The organism is Methylophilus sp. OH31 (assembly GCF_000576615.1).
In the GTDB taxonomy this organism is placed as follows: domain Bacteria; phylum Pseudomonadota; class Gammaproteobacteria; order Burkholderiales; family Methylophilaceae; genus Methylophilus.
The window spans coordinates 15,188-39,004 of sequence record NZ_BAUS01000011.1; the positions used below are offsets into that span (position 1 = coordinate 15,188).

The window sequence follows — 23,817 nt, forward strand, 5'->3', positions numbered from 1 at the left end:
CTGTCAAACGACCATGCGCCAGTGAAGGCGCATGGTCGTTTAGCCTGAAGAATTAAGCAATCAGGCGTAAGGAGTCGAATTCACTCGCCTCGTCGGCATTGATTTTGAATTGGTTCACGGATTCAACCAGCGTGTGTACCTGTTCCAGCATGCTTTCCGCGGCGGCGGCCGCTTCTTCTACCAGCGCTGCATTCTGCTGTGTGGTTTCATCGATGGATGTCATAGACTCATAGATTTGTTCCAGGCCGCTGCTTTGCTGGCTGGAGGCGGCAGAAATCGCCTGTATGCTGTGGGAAACTTGCTGTACGGCGTTGACAATTTCATGCATGGTGTGGCCTGCCTGGCCCACTTGCTTGGCGCTGGCGTTGGTTTGCGAGACGGAGGCGGCGATCAGCTCCTTGATCTCTTTGGCTGAGGCGGCCGAGCGTTTGGCCAGGTTACGTACTTCGCCGGCAACCACCGCAAAGCCGCGGCCTTCTTCGCCAGCGCGTGCGGCTTCTACGGCAGCATTCAGTGCCAGGATATTGGTCTGGAAGGCGATGCTGTCAATCACGCTGGTAATTTGCGCAATTTGTGCCGAGGTTTCATTAATCCCTTGCATGGTGGTGGTCAAGGCATTGAAGGCTTCCCCCCCTTGCAAGGCCATCTGGTTCGCCTGGTTCGCTTGCAGGCTGGCTTGTTGGGCATGCTCGGCGGTTTGCCTGATGTTAGAGGTCAAGGTTTCCAGGTTAGCTGAGGTTTCCTGCAAGGCATTGGCTTGCGTTTCAGTGCGGCGCGACAGGTCATTGTTGCCTTTTTCAATTTCAGCAGCCGCGACATGGATGGTTTCAGCCGCTTGCTTGACGGTTTGTATCGGCGCCACCATACGTTGCAGAATGTCTTGTGAGCCTTGCAACACTTCCCTAAAGTCACCCGCGTGAGTAGAGACATTCACCAGACTATACAACTGGCCTTGCTGTGCTTCGCCTGCAATCTGGCGTGTATCTTCTACCAGGCGATTCACCGCCAAAATGCAGGTGTTCAGGTTGTTAATCAGCACCTTGAAGTCACCGTGGTATTGATTGTGGATAGGTGCAGGAATATCACCGGCGGCAATACGTTTGACGCAATCTGCGGCCACATGCAACGGTGAGACTACCGCATCCAGCGTCTGGTTAATGCCCTGGATAATTTTGCGGAAGTCACCCGCATGCGCTTCAACGTCGACGCGGGTATTTAATTGGCCTTGTTGTGCTGCAGAGGCCAGGTGGTGTACATCCGCAATCAGTTGATGAATAGCGCCTGTGCAATGCTTGAGGCTGCTTTGCATCAGGTTAAAGTCACCCACAAAGTGCTCTTCAATCTGTGTTGGAATATGACCTGTGGCCATTTGGTCCAGGTAGCGGGCAGTGGTTTGCAGGGGCACGACGACGGCGTCCAGGGTCTGGTTAAAACCTGCCACAATCTGTTGGAACTCCCCCTGGTGGCGTGACACATCGACGCGAATATTCAGTTGCCCCTGCTCGGCGGCCTGCGACAGGGTATGCACGTCGTTCATCAACAGGTTGAAGTTTTGGCGCACCTGCTCAATGCTTTGATTGATATAGCTGCGCTGGCCGGGGAAGGTTTCCAGTGGCTGGTTGAAGTCGCCCTGGCCAAAGGCCGTCACCACTTGCAGGGATTTCGTCTGTGCCAGAATATGTTCTTCTACCATCTGGTTAATGCCGGTGGTGAGTTGCTGATATGCACCGTTAAATGATGTGCTATCAATGCGGTAATCAATCATGCCGGCGCGGTGCTGGCTGGACATCTCGTTGAGTGATTGCACAATGCTTTGAATGGTCGATTGCATACGGTGCATTTCACGCAGCAATTTCCCGGTTTCGTCATTGCCCGTCGCTGCGTCTTGACTAATGAACTCACCGTTGGCGATATGCTGTGACAAGGTCAATGCCTGCTTGAGCGGCGTGGTAATCGAGCGTGTCATTTTCCAGGCGATGGCCATCGCCATTACCACCGCAATCAACAAGGCAATTTCAATTTGTTTATTGGCTTTGGCAATGGTGGAGGCAAACTGGCTCGAAGCATCAGTCACGCCCGCAATATTCATATCCATCAGCAAGCGCAACGAGTGACTCAAGGGCTTGTCTGCACCTTTCACCGTGCTGTCAATGTCAGTCACGCTCATGCCGTCATTCTTCAACGCTTCGCAGCGTGCTATCGCGTCGCGGTAGGTGGTAATGGCCAGGGTAATATTGCCTAGAATCTCTTTCTCTTGCTGATTGAGTTCGCCTGTCGCCGCATAAGCCTTCATGGCCTGATCAATATCATCCATACTGTGCTGAAATTTGCTGGCTTCACGTCCGCCACGTAGCACATAGTTTTTAAAATGATGCACCGCATCGCCCAGGCCTTTGCTGGCGTTTTCAATCTGTGTCCTTTTCACCAGCTGTATGTTTTCAAAATGCTGCCAGGTGTGATGAATGTGGTTGAAGCCACGCCAGGCGATGACAAAAATAAAGGTGGTAAACAGGATCAGCAGCGCGTAACCCAGAAACAGCCGGGTGCCTACATTCAAACGGGCGATAGATTTTTTCATGCAATTCCTTACGATAACTCTTGGATAAATCAGCAACATTGCGTTGCCATGCACATCACGCTTTGTGACGCACAACTCATTTACGTAAAATAAATTGGCAAATGAAGCCTTTTCAAGAAAGCTTCACAAAAGATTCATAAAGCGACGTTGCTGGCCAAGCAAAAGGCAGTGATGGCTGCCGCAGGAATACGTTGTATGATAGGAGCCGAATAGATCGGACGTGGCGATAACTACGTACGCAATGGACTTGGAATGACATGGCTGAACAAAAAAATTACATTACGCCGGAAGGCTACGCCGCGCTGGAAAAAGAGTTTCAATACCTGATCAAGGTGGATAGACCGGAAGTGGTGCGTGTGGTGAGCTGGGCCGCTGGTAATGGTGACCGCAGCGAAAACGGTGATTATATTTATGGCAAAAAGCGCTTGCGCCAGATTGATGGGCGGATTCGTTTTTTGACCAAGCGCATGGATGCCGCAGAGATTGTCTACAGCAATACGCAGACCAATACCGAGAAAGTGTATTTTGGTGCCTGGGTGACGCTGTTTAACCTGGGCGATGACAGCGAAATGACGATTCGTATCGTTGGCCAGGATGAACTGGACCCGACGCAGGGCTATATTTCATGGGTGTCACCAATGGCAAAAGCGCTGTTGGCCAAAAATCTGGGTGACACCATACGCGTGGTGACGCCGGGCGCAGACACTGAATATGAAATTATCGATATTCGTTACCAATGAAGCACTTTTAAAAAATATCCGCCGCGACTTGAACTAATTCATTTTTAGCTTTATCTTAGCCTTATATGCGTAAACGTCTTTGCCTGTTCCTGATTTGCTGGTTGCCATGCTTTGTCATGGCGGCTAACGTCATGTCCTTGCAAATGTCGTTCGCGGAGCAGGCGTTGAACAGCGTCGTTGCCCAGTCGCCGTCGGCCAAGATGCCTTGCCACCACATGGCAGATGATCATCAACAGATGCAACACGCGACTGACAACCATGCGCCGTCCAAGCATCATTGCACAGTGTGTGGGTTTTGCATGGTAGGCACCGGCGTTGCCCATTTTGAGACTTTCCCGCGCGTTGCCATCGTTGCACAGACGGCTGCTGCCCCGTTGTTTGAGGCAGATCCCGTGCATTCACAAACTTATCCCCCTGCCATCAAACCACCCATATTCAGCTAACACACAGGACAAGTCCGTCCAGCTTTTGTTTGATTGATTGAATAGGGAGGCTTTATGCTTAAGCAACATCACGTTGCACTCGGCGCCATCCTTTTAAGCCAGATTGCTTTGCCACTGCACGCGGCGGCACTGATGGGCTTTGAAGACAGCGCCATGCTCATGACCGAAATCGGTCGCTATAACCAGGAATGGATGTTGAACTATTCGCCTGCTCTCGGGCATGCCATCGGCGTTGAGCAGATGCGCATGTCGGGCAAAGGTGAGCAGGCGACCACCATCTCCGGCATCAATTACACCGGCCTCATTAAACGCTGGAACCTGCCTGCGGCGCAAGCCAACGTCTGGTTTAACGGCAGCATTGGCGAGGCACGTGGCCAGTATGACGGCTTTGCCTACACGCCCAGCCTGCAATTTGATGTCGAATCTACCCGGCTGTATTTTCTGGCCAAGGCACGCATGGTTCGCGCGCCTGGGATGAACTATGACACTGCTGCCGTGCAAGCCGGTTTTTCGTTCTATGAAGCGGGTTTTAATGAAACGCAGCCGTGGTTTGTGATTGAGGCTAAAACCATGCGTAACAACGATCCTGGCTTGCAAATCACCCCGGCGCTACGATTGATCAACAAAAATTATTTTCTTGAATTTGGTGTGACCAATCCATGGCAGGGCGAGGGCTTTGCGCCGCGCCTGAATGCCATGTTTGTGTTTTAACCAATGCTATTTTTAAAGGATATTGAAATGAAAAAACTATTAGTGACTTTGATGTTATCTGCTTTAACCCCAGCTGCGTTTGCGGTGACGACGATCAAGGCCGAAGTCAACGGCATGGTGTGCGCGTTTTGTGCCAAAGGCATTGAGAAAAAACTCAATGCCCTGCCACAAAAACAAGCCGCGTTTGTTGACCTGAAAAGCCGTGTGGTTGCTTTGCAATTAAAAGACGGCCAGGATGTCTCCAATGAGTCGTTTAGCAAGGTGATTCAGGATGCCGGATATTCAGTGAGTAAGCTGGAGCGCGTCAACCAGACGGTGGACGCCATTCAGGCAGAAGTGGCCCAGGCCGAGAAGGCGGGCGGCAAGTGATGGCGACAGAAATGAATCCTCTGCAAGCCAGCAAACGGCTCAATCTGCTGTCATTGTTTACCAGCGGCTCCACACTGATTTGCTGCGCATTACCTGCGACGCTGGTGGCCATCGGCTCTGTGGCAACGCTCACTAGCTTGATCAGTTATTTTCCGCAACTGATCTGGGCCAGTGAGCATAAGCCACTGGTCTTTGGGTTGGCTGGTGCGATGCTGCTGATCGCTGGGTGGATGCAATGGCGCGCGCGTTTGTTGCCGTGCCCCACTGATCCACAACTGGCAGCGTTATGTACGCAAACACGACGCCAGAGTGTGTGGATTTACGGGTTTTCGGTGGTGATTTTTATGATTGGTGCTTTTTTTGCATTTGTTGCGCCTTTATTGATTGATTGAATTATCTGTTAGATGCGCATTGCGCATGAAAAAAGCCGACTGCATAGTCGGCTTTTTTCTTGTCATCTAAAGCTTATTTTGGCGCTGTCTGAGGTTCAGGTTCAGCGACGAAGATCTCTACACGACGGTTTTTCGCGCGGTTCGCTTCGGTGTCGTTTGCCGCTAACGGTTCATGTGAGCCGCGGCCATCAATGGTGATGCGGTTAAAGGCAATACCGCGTTCAGCCAGGTAACTACGGGCACTGGCAGCACGATTCACCGATAATGGATCATTGATGGCATCTGAGCCACTGCTGTCAGTATGACCGACGATGGTGACGCGTGCGGCAGCGTTATTTTGTAAACCGGTTGCAAATTTATCCAGGATGGGGCGGAAATTCGGTTTGATATTGGATTTGCCTTTATCAAATGAAATATCACTCGGAATCTCCAGTTTCAGCTGGTTATTTTCCGTTTTGGTCACGGCCACCCCTGTGCCGGCTGTGGCCTGTTCCATTTCCTGTTTCTGTGCCTCCATCTTTTTGGACCAGATGTTGCCAGCAATCGCGCCAGCACCAGCGCCTACGGCTGCACCAATGACTGCCCCTTTGCCACCACCGGCAACTGCGCCAATGACACCGCCCGCAGCAGCGCCAATGCCTGCGCCTTTAGCGGTGCCTTTTTGGGTTTCGCTCATGTTTGCGCAACCAGACAAGCCAATCGCCGCTGTTAACACTGAGACTGTAATAATTTTATGCATTTTTTTCTCCCTAACAAGTATTTGTGACTTTAGTTTGTCCAGTAAGGTCACAGTAAGTTCAGTCCTCAGTTTAGACTAATTGCGTATAATCTCAATGCTCATTAAAGCCAAGCGTTTTTGTGCCGTTGAATAGCCAGATAAACCTAAGTTGCATGCAGTCGCAGATTAATTGATAGAGAGATACACACAGGTCAGCATTGATGGTTCCACCAGTCATATTAGATATTGAAGCTTCAGGTTTCGGCGTGGGTAGTTACCCGGTCGAGATTGGCTACGTCGATGCGAATGGCGACGTATGGAGTGCACAGGTGCAACCACATGCTGACTGGCTGCATTGGGATAAAGAGGCTGAAAAACTGCACCAACAGTCCCGGCAGTCATTAGAGGCAAATGGTCAAACTGCAAAGGAAATTGCAACGCACCTGAACCGTGTGTTTGCTGGTCAAACCGTGTATACCGATGGCTGGTACCAGGATTTTGTCTGGTTACATAGCCTGTATGAAGCCGCTGGCTTCAGTCCGCGCTTTAAGCTGGAAGATTTAAGTGTCACCTTGACTCCTGAGCAACAGGCCGTCTGGCATGAGACCAAGCAATCCATACGTGACGCCTTCGCATTGCAGCAGCATAGAGCTTCTACTGATGCCAAGGTGTTGCAACTGACCTGGTTAAAAACAGCTGAAATGGCGACTGTACTGACTGAATAGTGTTTATGATCGCGTCAACAAAGCCCCTGGTCATCGTCGATAGGGGCTTTGCCTTTTAGTGCTTGCTTTCTGCTTTTTTACTTGCAGCTTTTCTTTGCATCTACTTCAAACTCAATATCGACATCGGTCCAGGTCTTGCCTTGATGGAAGGCCTGGGTACAAATGCGCCCGAACTTTTCAAAAGCACTGCCGCCATTGAAGTCCTTGATAATATCCAGCGTACCTTTGGCGAGTAAATGACCATTTTTCTCAGTAATCTTCATCGGCACCACTTTGGTCACGTCATTCATGGTGACAGCCAACTGTAAGTCATTACCCTGGATTTTCTCAATTTTGGCGGTAATCTTGCCCGGGTTGGCAAAGTTTTTGAACAGGCCAGTCACGACATTCATATTGCGGATGGTTGCCAGTGCTGGATCCCAGGTGCCGCCCTTGCCATTATTTAAATCATTTGAGGTATCCAGAGAGGTGCTGTCGATCTCAATGGTCGCGCCTTCGAGCTTGCCGGTGGCAGAGGCCAGTTGATATTTTTTAAAGGTATTCTTGGTCACGACATAGGATTTGTCTGGCGCACCAAATGCGGTGAAGGAGAATTTAAAGCTTTTTTCATCTGGGGTGTAAGTACAGCTATTCGCCCATACTGCGCTGCTTAATAAACTGCCGATAATTGCTGTTAATGCACGTGCTTGCCACATATTCATATCAATTTCCTGCCTTATTTTTGATCTGGTTAATATCGTCATGGATTGCGATTACTCGCTTATTTATAGTAATGATAATCATTATCAATTGCAACAGGTGTAGTGAAATTAAGCAGGGGATAGGTCTGCCAGTCGCTTAAATAAAGGCTTGTACTTTGGCACCGAGCATGACGCCATATGGTTATCCGTTACATGAATTAAGATACAATCAATGACTTTTTAGCGGTATCAATGCTTTTGCCAGATGACTCGTCCAGCACAAACAACATTCACGTGGGATATTTTTTGCAAGGTCGTCGATAACTTTGGCGATATAGGCGTGTGCTGGCGGCTGGCGCGCCAACTGGCCGATGAATACGAAATCAGTATGCGTTTGTGGGTAGATGATCTGGCGCTGGCGCAGCAGTTTGCGGGTGCAGGGCATGCGCGTATCCAGTTGCAGCATTGGTCCGAAAGTGCTGACTTTTCACAAGCGGCCGATGTGGTGATAGAAACGTTTGGCTGCGGTTTACCTGAGACTTACCAGCAACACATGCTCGGCCAGCGCTCGATTTGGGTCAACGTTGATTATTTATCAGCAGAAAGCTGGGTTGACAGTTTTCACGCGCAACCTTCGCCGCAAGCCAATGGCCTGGTGCGTCATTTCTTTTATCCTGGCTTTACCCCGACGACAGGGGGGCTACTCCGTGAAGCTAGTTTGCCTGGATTGCAAGCCAGCGCTGCGTGGCATGATTTAGGCTTGGCGCCAGCCCCTGATCAGCTCACTGTATCGTTATTTTGTTATGCACATGCGCCATTGGCTGCGCTGGTGGAAAGCTTGCAGATTTCAACTGTACCTGTACGTGTATTGGTGCCACAGACAGTAGCCCCCATGTTGGCTGCTGTGCTTGGCGTAAACAATGTGCAGGTAGGTGAGCGCATCCAGCACGAACAATGCGAATTTTTGGTGATTCCGTTTTTGTCGCAAACTGATTACGACCGTTTGCTTTGCTTGTGCGACTTTAACTTCGTGCGCGGTGAAGATAGCTGGATTCGTGCCTTATGGGCGGGCAAGCCGATGATCTGGCTGCCTTATCAGCAAAGCGAAGACACGCATCTGTTAAAACTCAACGCGTTTATGGCACATTATCTGGCGCAGGCTGATGCGGCACTCCGCGACGTCATCCATCATGCCATGCTGGCGTGGGCCCAAGGGGATTGGCAAGCCGCCCATTGGCCGTCTTTGCTAGCCGTGCTGCCGCAGTTTACGCAGCACGCCCATGCCTTTAAAGTGACCCAATCCAAGCAGGCTGACCTGGCGACTAACTTGGTGATTTTTATTGAGAAATGTCGTGCACATCGGGTATAATTCCGCGCTTTCAAATCCCGCATACAAATTAAGGCTTATTTATGAAAATCGCTCAAGACCTCCGCGTTGGCAACGTAGTGATGATTGGCAACGACCCGATGGTAGTTGTAAAAACCGAATACAACAAATCCGGCCGTAATGCGGCTGTGGTGAAAATGAAAATGAAAAACCTGTTGACTGAAGCGCCAAGCGAAAACGTTTATAGCGCACAAGACAAGTTTGATGTGATCGTACTGGAAAAGAAAGAAGTGACTTACTCCTACTTTGCGGATCCAACCTACGTATTTATGGACGCTGAGTATAACCAGTACGACGTGGATGCCGAGTTTATGGAAGATGCGCTGCCATACCTGGAAGATGGTATGCCATGTGAAGTGCGTTTCTATGACGGTAAAGCCATTTCTATCGAATTGCCAACCACCGTTGTGCGTGAAATCACTTACACCGAGCCAGCTGTAAAAGGCGATACGTCAGGTAAAGTCATGAAACCAGCCAAGATTGCGACTGGTTTTGAAATCCCGGTGCCACTGTTTGTGAGCCAGGGCGACAGAATTGAGATCGATACCCGTACTGGTGAATACCGTAACCGTGTCATGAAGTAATTCAGCCTGAATCGGCGCCCAAAACCCCGGTTTTCCGGGGTTTTTTATTGCCTGCCGATGACGCGCGTAAAGGCGGATGCTTGAGGCAGGGAAGTATTGTGGCTATCGTAGGGAATCATTCACTATTTGCCGTTAATTTTTTTCAATGACAATCGCTGACAGCTTTACATCATTTCAACCTTGGGGGATGCAATGCGTTATCAGCGAGTCAATGAAAAACACACTGTTCTGAAATCATTGTTTGCTTGTTGTGCCTTGTTGGCCAGCATGCAAGTGATCGCTGAAGCAGATCCACGATCACTCAAACACCCTGTGATCGGTTATTGGGAATCGCGACTGCCTGAGACTGGCTGTTTGGAAAGCTATTGGTTTAAAGAGGATGGCAGCGCCGTGTTTACCAGTGGCGATGAACAACTGGAAGCGCATTATGAGGTGACGCCACAGCCGAATGAACATGGGTTTTTCAAGCTGAATCATCGGGTAACGCTCAGTAACAAAGCGCAGGATTGCACCCGGCAAACGTCGGAAGTGAATAGCGAGCAAACCAGTTTTTTGTTATTTAAACCAGATGGCAGCAGTTTTATTTCCTGTGATAACGATGACCCTTCGCTCGCAAGCTGTTTTGGGCCCATTGAGTTAAAAAATAACGCGAGTAGAAGTCTGCGCTGAAGCGGATTGGCTCAGGCAAATGCGGCAGGTGAGCATAAAGCTGCTCAGGCGAGTGATGCCCGTGTTAGTAGTCTGTATGGGGCTGACAATCGGGCATTCCAGTCAGGCCATTATTCATGGGCTGACATTTCCGGGAATGGCTATTTCCACCGTCAAGTTAAGTGTTCAGCATGCCCATTTTTTGCACTCGGCAGAGAAGTGGGAGTATTACGATTCGATTTGTAGTGCCGCGATTGTGGGCCTCAAACCACTGACACTCATTACGGCCGCGCATTGCCTGAAAGAGGTGCGTTTGACCGGCGCCATGAGCTTGCCTATGCTTTCTATTGCGCAGCCTGAGCTGCTGGGCATAGAAGATATTAGCCTGAAACAGGCCTTTTACCGGCCGTTTGAGGTGGTTGCAGAGGATTTAACCCAAGACGTTGCCGTGCTGGTGTTTGAGGCAAAAGTGACCAGCCTGATACAGCCTTTACGCATTCGGCTTGACGATGCCTTGCCTGACCTGTTGATGATTTGCGGTTATGGGCGAGGGTATGGCGAAGCCGATACGCGGCATCCGCGTTGCGGTGAACGTAAACCTGTGCGTGATTTATCCGACTTTTATCAGGTATTACCTAAAGCATACCGCGAGATGGATGAGATGCTACATCTGCAAGCGCAAACCCAGTTTGCGTATACACAAGAACTGGTACATGCCGAGAAGGCCTTGCTGGCCGTGAATCGCCTGAATGAAATGGACCAATATGACCATACGATTGCCATGCCTACGCTCGGTGACTCAGGCGGGCCATGGCTGGTGCTCAATGCCCTGGGCCAATACGAACTATTGGCGATTACCAGCCTGGTCGAGCGTTTTTACAACCCGAGTGCTCATTGGCCGTTCTTCCAGAAGCAGGTGCCACTCTCCGAATACCCTTACATTGCTTATGGTTTGCGCTTGAGCCACCCCGAAGTGCTGGGGTTCTTACAATATGCGCAGCATAGCGGTGCCGATATCCAGTTCACTTCGGCACCGTTGCTGCCACGTACGCGCCAGCCTCAATAAATAGCCAGTCTGGCAATCAGGCATTCAATTTGGCATTAATCTCTTGCTCAGCCTCTAACCAATAGTCCATATGGGAATGGCCAAAGCCTTTTTTTTCGGCAATATAGTAGGCCGCAACCTCAATCATTTTGTAACGTTCTTCACTGGTGATAATCGCAGGTTTAACGGTTTTCTTGCGCGTCACTGCCGGTTTTGCTGATTTGTCTGAAGCTGGCTTGGGTGCTGCTTTTTTTGCGGAGGTGGTTTTTTTAGCGGATGATGCCGTGGTTTTGGTAGCTGCCATACAATAATTCTCCGTGGTCTAGAGTTAAATGAAATAGCGTCGACTTGTGGTCGCTGTAAAGCTATATTAAGAGGGAGCTATGCCCAGCGTCAAGCCTAAATCGGCATTCGATTTGATGTGGATTAAATTCGACCGGTTCATTTTTGTGTTTGAGGTTGAATTATTGGCCGCATCAAGCTTAAAAAAGGGCATTGCACCAAAAGCAACTTCCAAAGCCACGGCATTTATGCTGTAGTTACTCGCTGATTTAATTTGAAAGACGCTATGTATAAAAAAGCACTCACCTCACTGATTATATTGTTCTTTATGATGGGCTTTATTACCTGTCTAAACGATATCCTGGTGCCGTATCTCAAAGCGGTTTTCGACTTGAGTTACAGCCAGGCTGCGCTGGTGCAGTTTTGTTTTTTTGCGGCCTATGGCCTGACGTCAATCCCGTTTAGCAATCTGATTGAAAAGGTCGGTTACCAAACCGGCATGGTGATTGGATTCTCACTGGCGGCATTAGGCTGTCTGCTATTTTATCCGGCAGTGGCATTGCATGCTTATCCCTTGTTCCTCGGCGCTTTGTTTGTGCTGGCCTCTGGTATTGTATTGCTGCAAGTGGCGGCTAACCCATGCGTGTCAGTGATCGGTCCTAAAGAGACAGCTTCTTCACGCCTGACCATGGCGCAAGCGTTTAATTCGTTAGGTACTTTTATTGCGCCTTTCTTTGGTGCTTATTTCATCCTTTCTGCACTGGCACATTCCAGCCATGCAGAAGGCGTGGTTTATCCTTATTTGTTCATTGCTGGCGTGCTGGTGGCGATTGCTCTTGTGTTGTCGCGCCTGAATCTGGCCGGAATGGACAGCGCAGAAAAGGATGAGAGTCTCTGGCGTGAGGTGCTGGCTGACCGTGGACTGATGTTAGGCATGGTGGGTATTTTTTGCTATGTCGGTGCCGAGGTCGCGATTGGTAGTTTTCTGGTCAACTACATTAAAGAGCTGACACAGATGCCGGAGGCAGAAGCCGCATCATTGATTGCGCTGTACTGGGGCGGCGCCATGCTGGGGCGTTTTATTGGTATTTTTACGCTCAAGGCATTTGCCCCGGCTAAAGTGCTCAGTGTGCATGCAATACTGGCGATTATTTTGATTATTTACTCCATGAACACGGCCGGCATGCTGGCTGTCGTCAGCATGGTGCTGGTCGGTTTGTGCAACTCCATTATGTTTCCGACCATTTTTACACTGGGTATTAAAAGCCTCAAGCCCGGTCAGGAGAAAAAGGGCTCAGGCCTGCTGGCCACTGCCATTTTGGGTGGCGCGGTGGTGCCGTTGTTGACTGGGTTGTTGGCCGATCGCATAGGCTTGCATCATGCGTTCGTGTTGCCGGTATTGTGTTATGGTTATATTGCGTGGCTGGGAGTGAATCATCTCAAAGCCCGTTAACGACTAAATAAAAAAGCTGCCCTTTAGGCAGCTTTTTTACTCTCTGATAGATATTAGGCTGACGTGCCGCCTACCGTCAATCCATCAATTTTCAATGTTGGTTGCCCAACGCCTACCGGCACGCTCTGGCCTTCTTTACCGCAGGTGCCAACGCCGCTATCCAGTGTCATGTCATTACCGATCATGCTGACTTTGGTCAGCACATCTGGCCCATTACCAATCAGGGTGGCGCCTTTGACTGGGTAGGTAATTTTGCCGTCTTCGATCATATAGGCTTCGGCGGCACTAAACACGAATTTGCCGCTGGTGATATCGACCTGGCCACCACCAAAGTTAGCTGCGTAGAGGCCTTTTTTCACCGATTTGATGATCTCTTGCGGGTCTTTGTCGCCATTGAGCATATAGGTATTAGTCATGCGGGGCATAGGGATATGCGCATAGCTCTCGCGACGCGCATTGCCGGTGAGGCCCATGCCCATCAGTCTGGCATTGAGCGTGTCTTGTATGTAGCCGCGCAGGATGCCGTCTTCAATGAGCACGGTGTTTTGTGGCGCGTTACCTTCATCGTCCATGGTCAGCGAGCCACGGCGATCCTGTATCGTGCCGTCGTCGACGATGGTGATGCCTTTGGCGGCGACTTGTTGGCCGATCATATTGCTGAAGGCGCTGCTGCCTTTGCGGTTGAAGTCACCTTCCAGGCCGTGGCCAATGGCTTCGTGCAACAAAATGCCTGGCCAGCCGTTGCCGAGTACAACTGTCATACTGCCAGCCGGGGCAGGGCGTGCTTCCAGGTTGACCAGCGCCTGATGCGCAGCTTTTTGGGCGTAGTCTTGTAATACTTCATCGGTGAAGTAGCTGTAATCGAAACGACCACCACCACCGCTGGAACCTTGCTCGCGGCGGCCGTTGTGCTCGGCAATCACTTGCAAGGATAAACGCACTAAGGGCCTGACATCGCCAGCCATCACGCCATCACTGCGTGCGACTAATACGACTTCATATTCTGCGGCAATGGACGCCATTACTTGCGTGATACGTGGGTCTTGCGCCTTGGCATAACGCTCGAGTTTCTCCAGTAGTTTGACCTTGGCATCTGCGCTCAGGCTGGCAATCGGGTCTTGCGGTAAGTAGAGCGGCGTATGGCTGCGGGTGATAATGCTGTGACCGGTTTTTTCCTGGCCCAGGTTGGCAATGGCGCGCGTGGCCTGTGCCGCCTGTTGCAAGGCGTCGAGGTGGATGTCGTCAGAATAGGCAAAGGCGGTTTTTTCACCACTGACTGCGCGTACGCCCACGCCCTGATCGATATTGAAGCTGCCGGATTTGACCTGACCTTCTTCCAGGCCCCACGATTCGCTACGGCTGTATTGAAAATACAAATCGGCGTAGTCGATGTTGTGCGTCATCATGCCGGACAATACATTGGTTAAAGCGCTGTGGTCCAATCCGGCCGGGCGGAGTAGCAAGTCGTTGGCAGTGGTGAGTAGCGTTTGCATAGTTAAGTCACTTGTTTTAATCGTGAGTGTTGGAGTCAATCTGAAGCAAAGAGTGCCAGCATGGCGCTCAGTGTTTTCATTAAATCGCCTTAATGGTTTTGTGTTTGAGCGCAGGCAAGCTCTGGCGCAGGTTTTTAATATAGTTGCGGTTGACGTTGGCCACCACAATGCCAGAGCCACGTGGCAGGCGGTCCAGCACCACGCCCCACGGATCTACAATCATGCTGTTGCCGTGTGTTTCGCGGCCAGACAAATGGTAGCCGCCCTGGGCTGAAGCAATCACATAACTGAGGTTTTCTACTGCACGTGCACGTACCAGTGTTTCCCAATGCGCTTTGCCTGTGGTTTCGGTAAAGGCCGATGGCACCACGATCATGTCAACGTCGCCCATGGCACGGAACAGCTCCGGGAAGCGCAAATCGTAGCAAATAGAGAGGCCGATGCGGCCAAACGGCGTGTCCACCGTTACTACGGTATCGCCTGGCTCTATGGTGTTTTCTTCATGGTAATGTTCGGTGCCCATGTCCAAACCGAACAAGTGGATTTTGTCATAGCGCGCGACTTGCTCGCCCTTGTCGTTGTAGACCAGGCAACTGTTACGCACTTTGTTGGCATAATTGCTTTCGAGTGGCACACTGCCTGCAACAATCCAGAGTTTAAAGGCCTTGGCTGTTTTGCTCAAAAACTGCTGAATCGGGCCATCATCCGGTTTTTCGCGGATAGTGACTTTGTCAAAATCCTTGAGGCCCATGATGCAAAAATACTCTGGCAGCACGACCAGTTTGGCACCAGCTTTGGCGGCCATTTCAATCAGGCGTTTGGCTTCTACCAAATTGGCAGCCACATTAGGGCTGGACGCCATTTGAACCGCGGCCACTTTGACAATGTCATCATTGGCGGCTGATTTCAGTTTTTTAGTTTTTTTCTCTGCCATGGCAAGTTTTCCGTTGAAATAATAATGTGGTCATTAGTGCAGCGTTTTCAAGGGTTGAGCAGGTGCAGGGGCCTTTTTATCAACCTCTGCCTCTTGCGGATTATCCCAGGTGCCTGTAATCATATACTCACTGGCACTGATTTTGTTAAGCGGGTCCTTGAGTAATTTTTGTGCGACAAACGCAGCTACGCCGACAATCGGCCCACCCGCCAGCGCCGCCAGGGAAACCGAGTCGCTAATATGTGGCACGACTTTCACCCGCAGGCGTTGCGTTTCCGTTTTTAAATTGGTTTCACCTTTGATTCTGGCCTCAGCAGCCGGGCCGGTCATAAACAAGTCATCACTACGCAAAATGCCGTCCTTGATATTGGCGGTAGAGTTGATCTTGTCAAACGCGAAGCCTTCGCTAAACAGGTCGCGGAAGTCTAGTGTTAAACGACGTGGCAGGCTTTGCAAACTCAATAAGCCCAGCAAGCGTCCAACGCCTGGCTGCACTTTCAAAATCTGGCCTTTTTCCAGTTGCATGGTGAAGTTACCATCCAGTCTTTCCACGGCGAACTCATGCGGACTGCCTGGCCAGCCCAACTGACCATTCATATTACCGGTGCCGCCTTTCACCATTTCGCCACCTGGTTGAAAACGTTGCAAGGTTTTGCCCAGATTGCTTGAAGTCAGGTTGAATTTGAGCATGGTTTGCGGGCTGCGTACCGAGTTACGCCAGGTGCCGTCGGCTGAGAGCTGGCTATCGCTGTTGCTGATGTTCATGCGCTGTATGACCCAGCTTTCACCGCTGTTATAGGCTTTTAAATCCAGGCTGCCCAATTGTTTGTCGCCAAACTGAAAATCTTGTGCGGTGATGTCCAGTTCAGGGTAAGTCATGTCCAGGCGACGGACTTCTGTCGGATTGGTGTTGTTATCGGTGTCCATGCTGCGTGGAATACGCAGGTAGTTCAGTTTAGCCACCAGTTTGCTGGGTTTACCTGAAATCCAGTCTGCATCGCCTGCCAGTTCCTGGCTTTGTATCGCCAGCTTGAGTCGATCATTGTCTGGCGCAATATTCAGCTTGATTTGATGCAAGTTGCGGTCAAACACATGCAGGGTGCCCGCAGTCAGTTCTATTTGATTCAATGCCAGTGAGGATGACTCCGCAGCCTGGTTGCCACTACCCTGGTTGAGGTAGGCTAACCACTCATCCACGTTCAGTTTTTGAAAGTCTGCGCGCAAATTAATGCCATCCGCCGTGGGTAAACGAGGCGGCGTGTTGATCGCAATTTCACCGGCACTGACAGCGGCTGGGCTATTCGCATTACGCAAAAAGTTGGCATGAATCCAGTCGTTGTAATGAATAGCGATTTTGTCTGGCTGGTTGCTTTCCTGGCGAAAACGTATCGTCAGGCTGGCGGGGGTCTCTACGCTTTTCTTTGCGGGTTCTGGCAGGTCAATCGCCATGCCGATCAACTGTGAGCGGATATCCAGTCGGATATTCGGCGCCTGGATCAACAGATTGCTTTTCCAGTCCGTCGTACCGTGCAAAGCGCGGGTAATCGGGTTGTTATCCAGTTTTTTGAGCGCAGCATCGGTGATGCGGCCACTGCCCTGAATAATCACAGATTTATCAGATCGGGTACTCAGGCTGACGCTGGCAGGATTATCAAACATCGATAACTGTATGCCTTGCGCTTGCAGGCCTTTTTCGTTGAATTTTAAATGGCCATTGATATTGCTCATTTCCGGCATGGCAATTTGCGGGTTGGCGGCAATATGCCCATTTTTGATGTTGTAATCGCCTTGAAACTGGCTGGCGTCGACATCGTTAAGGGGCACTTGCAATGCCAGTTTAAGTTCTGCATTGCCTGTGGTTTTCAAAAAGTCGGTAAAGCCCATAGTGACTTGTCTTACCGGACTGGTGTTGACGAACTTCACACCTTGCTCGACGGTACCGGTGGCTGCCGCTTTGACGTTAAGCATAGGCCAGTCGGCATCCAGTAGCGGAATCTCGACCTGTGCTTGCGTAATGTGCTGGCCGACCGTGCTGCCGTTTTTAACTGCGATATCCATGCGCTTGCCCTCAAACTTGAGAAAGGCGTCGATATTTTGGATCACTGGCCAGTCAGTGCCATATTCCAGGCTGGCGCGGTCTACTTGAGCCGTCACACGGAATAGGCCCAGGGAGGGATCAGATTGCTGGGCCTGATTGACGTAAGGGAAGTCACTGACCCGGCCTTTGACGATTACTTCACCACGCCGGATTTGGCCACCGAGAATCGAGCTATCCAGCCAGTGCAAGGTCGTTTCACCCAGAATCAAGGGGTAGTAAAACGGCGCAAACTTTGCATCGCCACGCTCGATTTGGCTTTGTAGTTGTATGGTGTCGCCGCCTGCTGCGCCTAACTGGTATTCCATATTGGTGCGCAAGGCCAGGTGAGGGTTACTAAACTGCAAGTTGCGGGTGCTGATCAAGGTTTTCTGGCCGTTATGACTCCACTCCACTTCACCCTGCAAACGGTCTATGGGTAATGGCCAGCGTAGCAGGCCAGCCAGCTCAATAGTCGCCTTGCTGGTATCCAGTTCCACGCTGCCTGCATTGGGGTGTAGTGATAATTGCCCAGACCAGTTATCCAGGCCAGGAATGCTGGCATAAGCTTGCGTGTGCAGCGCATTGAATTTGGCCTCGACGGCATAATCACGCCACTGATCTTGTTGATATAGCCAGCGCGCTTTGATTTGAGAGGCATTGCCTGCGGGCGCCATATTTTCCAGGTATGTTGCTATTTTTGAGTCAGGCGGTAACCATTGCGCAAATAAATTGCCTTGGGTCAGGCTGAATTTTTTAACCGTGATTGTGCCTTCATGGCCTTTGTCATCCCATTGCAGCTCACCATTGCTATCCTCTAGTACCAAACCAGGCTGGACGTTGGCAGAAAAGTGCTTGAGCGTGACCATAAAGCGTTGCTCAACACGTTGCCAGCGCAACTCGCCAGCCACGGTTTTGGCGACAAAGGTTTGTGGCTCATTAGCGGGTTTGACTGCTACATCGCTCAGTTGCACTTGCGCAGCCAGGCGTTGCAATTGCAGTGCGTCGAATGCCAGCGTGGTGGTCAGGTTGCCTTTGCCCGTATTCACCTTGAGTGGCAGGTCTAACCAGGGGCTCCAGGCGGCTAAATCGGTTTCTGGCAAACGTAGCGAAATTTCGCCATGCCATGCTTCAGGTTTAGCCACATCATGACCGACCACGACTGATTCCAGGGTGATGCGCTGCTTTGTCCCGGTTGAGACCAGGCTGTCGATATGGATGCTATGACGGTGCAGCAGGCGCTGCCAGACTGGCGTTAATATTTCAATATTCAAATCCTCCAGCAATAGGGGCGGCGCCTGGCGTTGTTCGTCTAGCCAGGTGATTGTAGCGTGAGAGATTTTGATGCGCCGTTGCGCCAGCAGCCAGTTGGCAAAGGCCGGGTTGCCTTGCCCTGACATGGAGATGCCCGCTAGAAACAGCTCACCATTGACTGTACGCCTGATGACTAAGTTAGGCGCGTCTATGCTGAGGCTGACCAATGAAGGCGAAAGCAGCACCAGGCTGCTCCACGACAAGCGGGTAGTCACTTGCGATAACTCAAGCGCAGGGCGGTGCTCGGTATCAAACACAGTGACCTTGCCCAGTGTCACTTGTGGTGCTAGGCCGCGCCAGCGAATGCCAATGTGGGCGATGGTGACTTGCTGTTTGAGCGATTGGCTCAGCGCTTGCTCAATGCGGCCTCTGTAGTCATCAATATGTGGAAACACATAGAACTGAATGACGCCAATAATGCCTGCCAGCATGACAAAAATAACAATCATGAGTGAAACCAGCCAGCGTTTGATTTTTTGCAGAGGCATAAGGGCGTTGAACAAGGGTTGAGGGTGATTTAGCTATAACTGACCATTTTACTCGAAAACAGTTGCGCAGCCGCAGCAGAACTGCCTGTTGACTGCGGAATTATTCAGCATGAGCATGAATGATTCGTTTAAAATGCCACTCTTTTGCAATTTCGTTTTTAAATGAAAGTGATTGTCAGTGATTCAGTTTAAACAACTGACTTTTTCCAGGGCAGGTAAAACGCTGGTCGAAGCGGCCAGTTTTCAGTTGCATCCGGGGCATCGCGTCGGCCTTACCGGCGCCAATGGTGCTGGTAAGTCGACCTTGTTTGCTTTACTGCGTGGTGAGCTCACGGCAGATGTGGGTGAGTTGCTGATGCCACCGCAATGGGTGATTGCGCATGTGGCACAGGAAACGCCCGCGCTAACGCAATCTGCACTCGAATATACCCTGGATGGTGATGAAGAGCTGCGCACTTTGCAAGTAAAGCTTGCGCAAGCCGACGCTGGCGAAAGCCATGACCCGTTACATGTCGCCGAGTGGCATCAGCGATTGGCGGATATTGACGGCTATAGCGCAGAAGCCAGGGCCAGTGCCTTATTGGCCGGTCTGGGCTTTTCTCAATCACAGTTGAGCCGCCCAGTCAGCGATTTTTCAGGTGGCTGGCGCATGCGCCTCAACCTGGCGCGCGCGTTAATGTGCCGTTCGGATTTGTTACTGCTGGATGAGCCGACCAATCACCTGGATATTGAAGCCGTGATCTGGCTGGAGGGCTGGCTGAGCGCTTATCGTGGTACCTTGCTGCTCATTTCGCATGATAGGGAATTCCTCGATAATACCGTCAATCATATCCTGCATATCGAACAACAGCAGCTCACTTTATATCGTGGCGGCTATAGCGATTTTGAGCGCCAGCGGGCTGAAAAACTGACATTGCAGCAAGCCAGTTACCAAAAGCAACAGCAGCAAATGGCGCATTTGCAGAAATACATTGATCGTTTTCGCGCACAGGCGACCAAGGCACGCCAGGCGCAAAGCCGTATCAAGGCGCTTGAGCGCATGGAGCGCATCAGTGCCGCGCACGTAGACTCTCCCTTCAGTTTCAGTTTTCGTGACCTGGGTTCAGCGCCGGATCCCTTATTGGTGATGAATCGGGTCGCACTGGGTTATGCGGGACAAACCCTGGTGAAACTTGAGCATCTGGCAATTCGTCCTGGCGAACGTATTGGCTTGCTGGGTAAAAATGGTGCTGGTAAATCCACCTTGATTAAAGCGCTGGCACAGTCAGCAACCCTGTTGTCGGGCGAACGGGTGGAAGGCAAGGATTTGCGTATAGGCTATTTTGCTCAGCACCAGCTTGAACAACTGGTTGCCAGTGACTCACCGTTGCAACATTTGCAGCGGCTGGATGCCACTGCGAGAGAACAGGAATTGTTAGATTTTTTAGGCGGTTTTGATTTCAGGGGTGAAATGGCCAAAGCAGCTTGCGGACCATTTTCTGGTGGCGAAAAATCACGCCTGGCATTGGCCATGCTGATCTGGCAGCGGCCTAACCTGATTTTGCTGGATGAGCCGACCAACCATCTGGATATTGAAATGCGGCACGCTTTGTCCATGGCTTTGCAGGCATATGAGGGCGGCATGGTGATGGTGTCGCACGATCGCACGCTGCTTGCCACTTGTTGCGAAAAATTTGTGTTGGTGGCTGATGGCCAGGCCAGTGTGTTTGATGGCGACCTGGAAGATTACAAAGTATCTTTGCTGAAGACAGCGCAAGCAGAAGTCGCTGCGAGTCGACCTGCGGCAGTCAAGCAGAATAGCTATCATCAGCAAAAAGCTGACAGGCAGGCACGCCTGGTAGAGCGCAGGCCTTTGCTCAAAACGCTGGCTGCACTGGAAACCCAATTGACCAAGCTCACGCAAGAAAAGCAGGACGTTGAACACCGCCTGGCTGATAGTGCGATTTACGATGTCGGGCAACGTGAAACATTGCAGGCCTTATTGATTGCGCAAGGTGAGCATCAAAAACAACTCGATTCGATCGAGGAGCAGTGGCTGGATGTGCAGGAAAAACTGGAAGCACTGCCTGAGATTGAGTAACACGACGATATTAATAAAGGGATCATCATGGAAATGACTTATGAAGAGCGTTTGAGATTCATGCATCAGCTGTGTCAGGCGCAGACGCATGCTGGGGGCCAGTCAGAGGCGCAAGCCGTGGCCGCTTTTGCTAATGGGGATGTCGAAGACTCGGTGCATTATCTGGCGAGTTTTTTAACTTTTAAAGCGATTCAGTCTGCGGATCGTCACCCGGCAGAAGAATTGCAAAATGATTTTGACATGCTAGGCGTGTATCAATGCTTTGGCTTGATGGTCTACGCCTTCTTGTTTATGCCGCTGACGCAGGAAGGGCTGCAGCCCGACTACGATAGGGCACAAATTACAATCGGTAAAACCTTGTTTGACGGGCTTGCGCCAGAAATGCTGGCCGAGATTATCGAATCCGGTTTTCATAAATTTAAACTGATTGCCGAAGCAGAATCTGAGCATTGGCAGGAATACCGGGAAAATCTGGATAAAGTGACCATTAGTTATATGATTGCGACCACTGATGATGACAGCCCGCATAGCGCGGAAGATGTATTGCCACTGTTTGGGCAATTGCTGAGTCAGTTGTGTGAGGCATTTACGGCTGATTAGCCATTTAGCATCATAAAACTTTAATGTATACTTTAAAATTGTTTAACATTTTTGATACAGTTTGAAAACTTGGGTAAAGTTAGGCCATTTACGCTTGTTAATCAATTTAATTGTTCATAATATTCCGAGGCTAAATATTAGGATAAGCCTTGTGTTATCTTTTAAAAAAGGACATAAATGAGCAAGCTGCTGTTGATTGACGATGATGTTGAATTAGCCAATATGCTGAAGGAGTTTCTGACGCAAGAGGGCTTTGCGGTGACGACTGCGCATGATGGATTGACGGGTGAGCAATACGTGCTTGCCGGTAAATTCGACTTGGTGATTCTTGATGTAATGATGCCAGGTCAGGACGGATTGCAGACGTTACGGAATGTCAGACAACATTCTGATATTCCTGTGCTGATGCTCACGGCTAAAGACGACAACGAGGGCCGCATTGAAGGTTTGGAAGGCGGCGCGGATGACTACGTGCAGAAACCTTGTCTGCCAAGAGAGTTGGTTGCCAGAATTCGTGCGATTTTGCGTCGTCACACCAGTGACACGCCAAAAGGCAACGATATCGTGGTTGGCCAACTGGTGGTTTCCAGTGAACGTAGAAAAGTGTTTTGGGTGGATAAGCCGATTGTGTTTACCAGCACCGAATTTAGCCTGATTGAAATTCTGGCTAAACATGCAGGTACTATCGTCAGCAAAGAAGATTTGTCCATTAAGGCACTGGGACGTCCGCTAGTGAAGTATGACCGTAGTATTGACGTGCATTTGAGCAGTATCCGTCAAAAAATATCAGAAGTATCTGGCGGTGTGAATGTGATACAAACCATTTACCGCGTCGGATATCAACTTGTTAGAGAGTAAGTGATTTAATGCGAGGGTTATGGGGCGCCTGTTCTGGAAGTTATTTTTAGCATTTTTTCTGGCGCTCGTCTCCACCGATCTTATCGTTGGTAATATTATCGAGTGGCAGGCCCATCAACAAACACCTGAGCATCATGAAGTCTCGCAGATTTGTTCGTCTGGAAGCAGCTGTGAGACAACGCCAAACGCGTTAAAGGCTGAACCACTCTCCGCCAAGACCGACCAACGCTGGACTGAGAGGCAACTTTTTAGTTTGCCTTTCTCTGTTTTGATATACAGCCTTATCTCCAGCACGATTTTTGCCGGCGTCCTGGCCTGGTCTATTTCGCATCCCATCAAGTTGTTGCTTGAGCATTTAAAGAGTGCCGCAGAAGGCGATCTGCTAGTCAGGGTCAGCCCTAAAATCAAGGCCAGCCATGATGAGTTTGCTGAGCTTGGTGAAGCGTTTGATTTGATGGCATTACGCCTCAATAATATGATCAAAAGCCAGTCCAAAATGCTGCACCATGTTTCCCATGAGCTACGCTCGCCACTGGCCAGGATACAGATGTCGGTGGGCCTGGTGATGCAGAATCCCAAAAAAATGCAAAGCTCTTTACAGCGTGTGGAGCTGGAAGCTGTGCGCATGGAGCGCATGATCTCCGAGTTGCTGGAAATCTTTCGTTTTGAATCAGGCATGCAAAAGCTGCAAAAAACTGAGGTGGATTTAAAAGGGCTATTGACCGGTATTGTGGGCGATGTGCTCTTTGAGAAGCATGAAGCCAAGCTGCATCTCGAGATGCCAGCAGATGCTGTAGTGGTAGATGGCCAGCTGGAGTTGCTGCAGCGTGCGATCGATAATGTGATCCGCAATGCCGTGAAATATGGTCCGGAGAATGGCGTGGTGGCGATTGAATTGCAACACAGCGCACGCACGGGAGAGGTGATTCTGGAAGTGCAGGATCAAGGCCAGGGCGTGGAACCGCAGGAGCTGGAGCAGATTTTCAGGCCATTTGTACGCGGTCGTCGCGCATCACAAGTGGATGGGCATGGCATTGGCCTGGCGATGACCAAGCATATCGTTGAGGCGCATGGTGGTTTTGTCAACGCAACCAATCTTAATCCGCATGGTTTTATGATACGTATCCATTTGCCTGAAAAGCATGAGGCACCTAGCGATCAAGAGTCCAAAAATTGGATGTAACAATGCTAAAATAGCGGGTTTACGAATAACGCAGAAGA

Annotated in this window: 22 protein-coding genes; 15 read left to right on the forward strand and 7 right to left on the reverse strand. The window is 50.4% G+C overall.

Annotated features, from left to right (window positions below; translation table 11 throughout):
* Positions 1 to 52: 52 nt before the first annotated feature.
* A complete protein-coding gene (locus OH31_RS12420; RefSeq protein WP_024930980.1) occupies positions 53 to 2,578 on the reverse strand; it encodes a methyl-accepting chemotaxis protein in 2,526 nt (841 codons plus the stop codon).
* Between the two features lie 257 nt (positions 2,579 to 2,835).
* Between OH31_RS12420 and greB the strand changes: the two genes are divergently transcribed.
* From greB to OH31_RS12445, 5 genes are all read left to right on the forward strand, one after another.
* Positions 2,836 to 3,318, forward strand: a complete 483-nt coding sequence (gene greB / locus OH31_RS12425) for a transcription elongation factor GreB (protein ID WP_024930981.1) — start codon at positions 2,836 to 2,838, stop codon at positions 3,316 to 3,318.
* Between the two features lie 65 nt (positions 3,319 to 3,383).
* Positions 3,384 to 3,761 carry a DUF2946 family protein gene (locus OH31_RS15195; RefSeq protein ID WP_024930982.1) on the forward strand — a complete coding sequence of 126 codons (378 nt, stop codon included), beginning with the start codon at positions 3,384 to 3,386 and terminating at the stop codon, positions 3,759 to 3,761.
* A gap of 54 nt (positions 3,762 to 3,815) precedes the next feature.
* Complete coding sequence (locus OH31_RS12435; protein WP_024930983.1) at positions 3,816 to 4,472, forward strand: hypothetical protein; 657 nt, start codon at positions 3,816 to 3,818, stop codon at positions 4,470 to 4,472.
* A gap of 27 nt (positions 4,473 to 4,499) precedes the next feature.
* A complete protein-coding gene (locus OH31_RS12440; RefSeq protein ID WP_024930984.1) occupies positions 4,500 to 4,841 on the forward strand; it encodes a heavy-metal-associated domain-containing protein in 342 nt (113 codons plus the stop codon).
* On the forward strand, positions 4,841 to 5,233 hold the full coding sequence (locus tag OH31_RS12445; RefSeq protein WP_024930985.1) for a hypothetical protein: 393 nt from the start codon (positions 4,841 to 4,843) through the stop codon (positions 5,231 to 5,233). The genes OH31_RS12440 and OH31_RS12445 overlap by 1 nt, the downstream gene beginning before the upstream one ends.
* Before the next feature lie 73 nt (positions 5,234 to 5,306).
* Here OH31_RS12445 and OH31_RS12450 read toward each other — a convergent pair whose 3' ends face one another.
* Positions 5,307 to 5,972 (reverse strand): OmpA family protein, encoded by a 666-nt coding sequence (locus OH31_RS12450; protein ID WP_024930986.1) that lies wholly within the window; start codon positions 5,970 to 5,972, stop codon positions 5,307 to 5,309.
* A gap of 200 nt (positions 5,973 to 6,172) precedes the next feature.
* On the opposite strand from OH31_RS12450, the gene OH31_RS12455 reads away from it, so the two are divergent.
* Positions 6,173 to 6,676 carry a hypothetical protein gene (locus OH31_RS12455; protein ID WP_024930987.1) on the forward strand — a complete coding sequence of 168 codons (504 nt, stop codon included), beginning with the start codon at positions 6,173 to 6,175 and terminating at the stop codon, positions 6,674 to 6,676.
* 77 nt (positions 6,677 to 6,753) lie between these two features.
* Here the strand turns inward: OH31_RS12455 and OH31_RS12460 are convergent, their stop codons facing one another.
* Positions 6,754 to 7,377: a YceI family protein gene (locus OH31_RS12460; protein WP_024930988.1), complete on the reverse strand. Its 624-nt coding sequence runs from the start codon at positions 7,375 to 7,377 to the stop codon at positions 6,754 to 6,756.
* A 244-nt stretch (positions 7,378 to 7,621) separates the two neighbouring features.
* Here OH31_RS12460 and earP point away from each other — a divergent pair, with 244 nt between their 5' ends.
* The 4 genes from earP to OH31_RS12480 all read left to right on the forward strand — a co-directional run bounded on the left by earP (position 7,622) and on the right by OH31_RS12480 (position 11,041).
* Complete coding sequence (earP, locus tag OH31_RS12465; protein WP_024930989.1) at positions 7,622 to 8,725, forward strand: elongation factor P maturation arginine rhamnosyltransferase EarP; 1,104 nt, start codon at positions 7,622 to 7,624, stop codon at positions 8,723 to 8,725.
* 41 nt (positions 8,726 to 8,766) lie between these two features.
* Positions 8,767 to 9,327 carry an elongation factor P gene (efp, locus tag OH31_RS12470; RefSeq protein ID WP_019882696.1) on the forward strand — a complete coding sequence of 187 codons (561 nt, stop codon included), beginning with the start codon at positions 8,767 to 8,769 and terminating at the stop codon, positions 9,325 to 9,327.
* A 192-nt stretch (positions 9,328 to 9,519) separates the two neighbouring features.
* Positions 9,520 to 9,996: a hypothetical protein gene (locus tag OH31_RS12475; RefSeq protein ID WP_019882695.1), complete on the forward strand. Its 477-nt coding sequence runs from the start codon at positions 9,520 to 9,522 to the stop codon at positions 9,994 to 9,996.
* Positions 9,997 to 10,051: 55 nt separating this feature from the next.
* Complete coding sequence (locus OH31_RS12480; RefSeq protein ID WP_242402284.1) at positions 10,052 to 11,041, forward strand: hypothetical protein; 990 nt, start codon at positions 10,052 to 10,054, stop codon at positions 11,039 to 11,041.
* 16 nt (positions 11,042 to 11,057) lie between these two features.
* Here the strand turns inward: OH31_RS12480 and OH31_RS12485 are convergent, their stop codons facing one another.
* A complete protein-coding gene (locus tag OH31_RS12485; RefSeq protein ID WP_019882691.1) occupies positions 11,058 to 11,324 on the reverse strand; it encodes a DUF2934 domain-containing protein in 267 nt (88 codons plus the stop codon).
* 264 nt (positions 11,325 to 11,588) lie between these two features.
* Here OH31_RS12485 and OH31_RS12495 point away from each other — a divergent pair, with 264 nt between their 5' ends.
* Positions 11,589 to 12,755, forward strand: coding sequence for a sugar MFS transporter (locus OH31_RS12495; RefSeq protein WP_024930991.1), 1,167 nt, complete (start codon positions 11,589 to 11,591; stop codon positions 12,753 to 12,755).
* 53 nt (positions 12,756 to 12,808) lie between these two features.
* Here the strand turns inward: OH31_RS12495 and tldD are convergent, their stop codons facing one another.
* The 3 genes from tldD to OH31_RS12510 form a co-directional block, all read right to left on the reverse strand.
* The gene (tldD, locus tag OH31_RS12500) at positions 12,809 to 14,248 is read right to left on the reverse strand and encodes a metalloprotease TldD (protein ID WP_024930992.1); all 1,440 of its coding nucleotides are present in this window, start codon (positions 14,246 to 14,248) and stop codon (positions 12,809 to 12,811) included.
* 79 nt (positions 14,249 to 14,327) lie between these two features.
* Positions 14,328 to 15,182 (reverse strand): carbon-nitrogen hydrolase family protein, encoded by an 855-nt coding sequence (locus tag OH31_RS12505; RefSeq protein ID WP_019882687.1) that lies wholly within the window; start codon positions 15,180 to 15,182, stop codon positions 14,328 to 14,330.
* A gap of 33 nt (positions 15,183 to 15,215) precedes the next feature.
* The gene (locus tag OH31_RS12510) at positions 15,216 to 19,058 is read right to left on the reverse strand and encodes a YhdP family protein (protein ID WP_024930993.1); all 3,843 of its coding nucleotides are present in this window, start codon (positions 19,056 to 19,058) and stop codon (positions 15,216 to 15,218) included.
* Positions 19,059 to 19,236: 178 nt separating this feature from the next.
* On the opposite strand from OH31_RS12510, the gene OH31_RS12515 reads away from it, so the two are divergent.
* From OH31_RS12515 to OH31_RS12530, 4 genes are all read left to right on the forward strand, one after another.
* The gene (locus OH31_RS12515) at positions 19,237 to 21,138 is read left to right on the forward strand and encodes an ATP-binding cassette domain-containing protein (protein ID WP_024930994.1); all 1,902 of its coding nucleotides are present in this window, start codon (positions 19,237 to 19,239) and stop codon (positions 21,136 to 21,138) included.
* Between the two features lie 27 nt (positions 21,139 to 21,165).
* Positions 21,166 to 21,738 (forward strand): hypothetical protein, encoded by a 573-nt coding sequence (locus OH31_RS12520; RefSeq protein WP_019882684.1) that lies wholly within the window; start codon positions 21,166 to 21,168, stop codon positions 21,736 to 21,738.
* 177 nt (positions 21,739 to 21,915) lie between these two features.
* Positions 21,916 to 22,596, forward strand: a complete 681-nt coding sequence (locus OH31_RS12525) for a response regulator transcription factor (protein ID WP_019882683.1) — start codon at positions 21,916 to 21,918, stop codon at positions 22,594 to 22,596.
* A gap of 253 nt (positions 22,597 to 22,849) precedes the next feature.
* Complete coding sequence (locus OH31_RS12530) at positions 22,850 to 23,779, forward strand: sensor histidine kinase KdpD (protein ID WP_242402286.1); 930 nt, start codon at positions 22,850 to 22,852, stop codon at positions 23,777 to 23,779.
* Positions 23,780 to 23,817 lie beyond the last annotated feature (38 nt).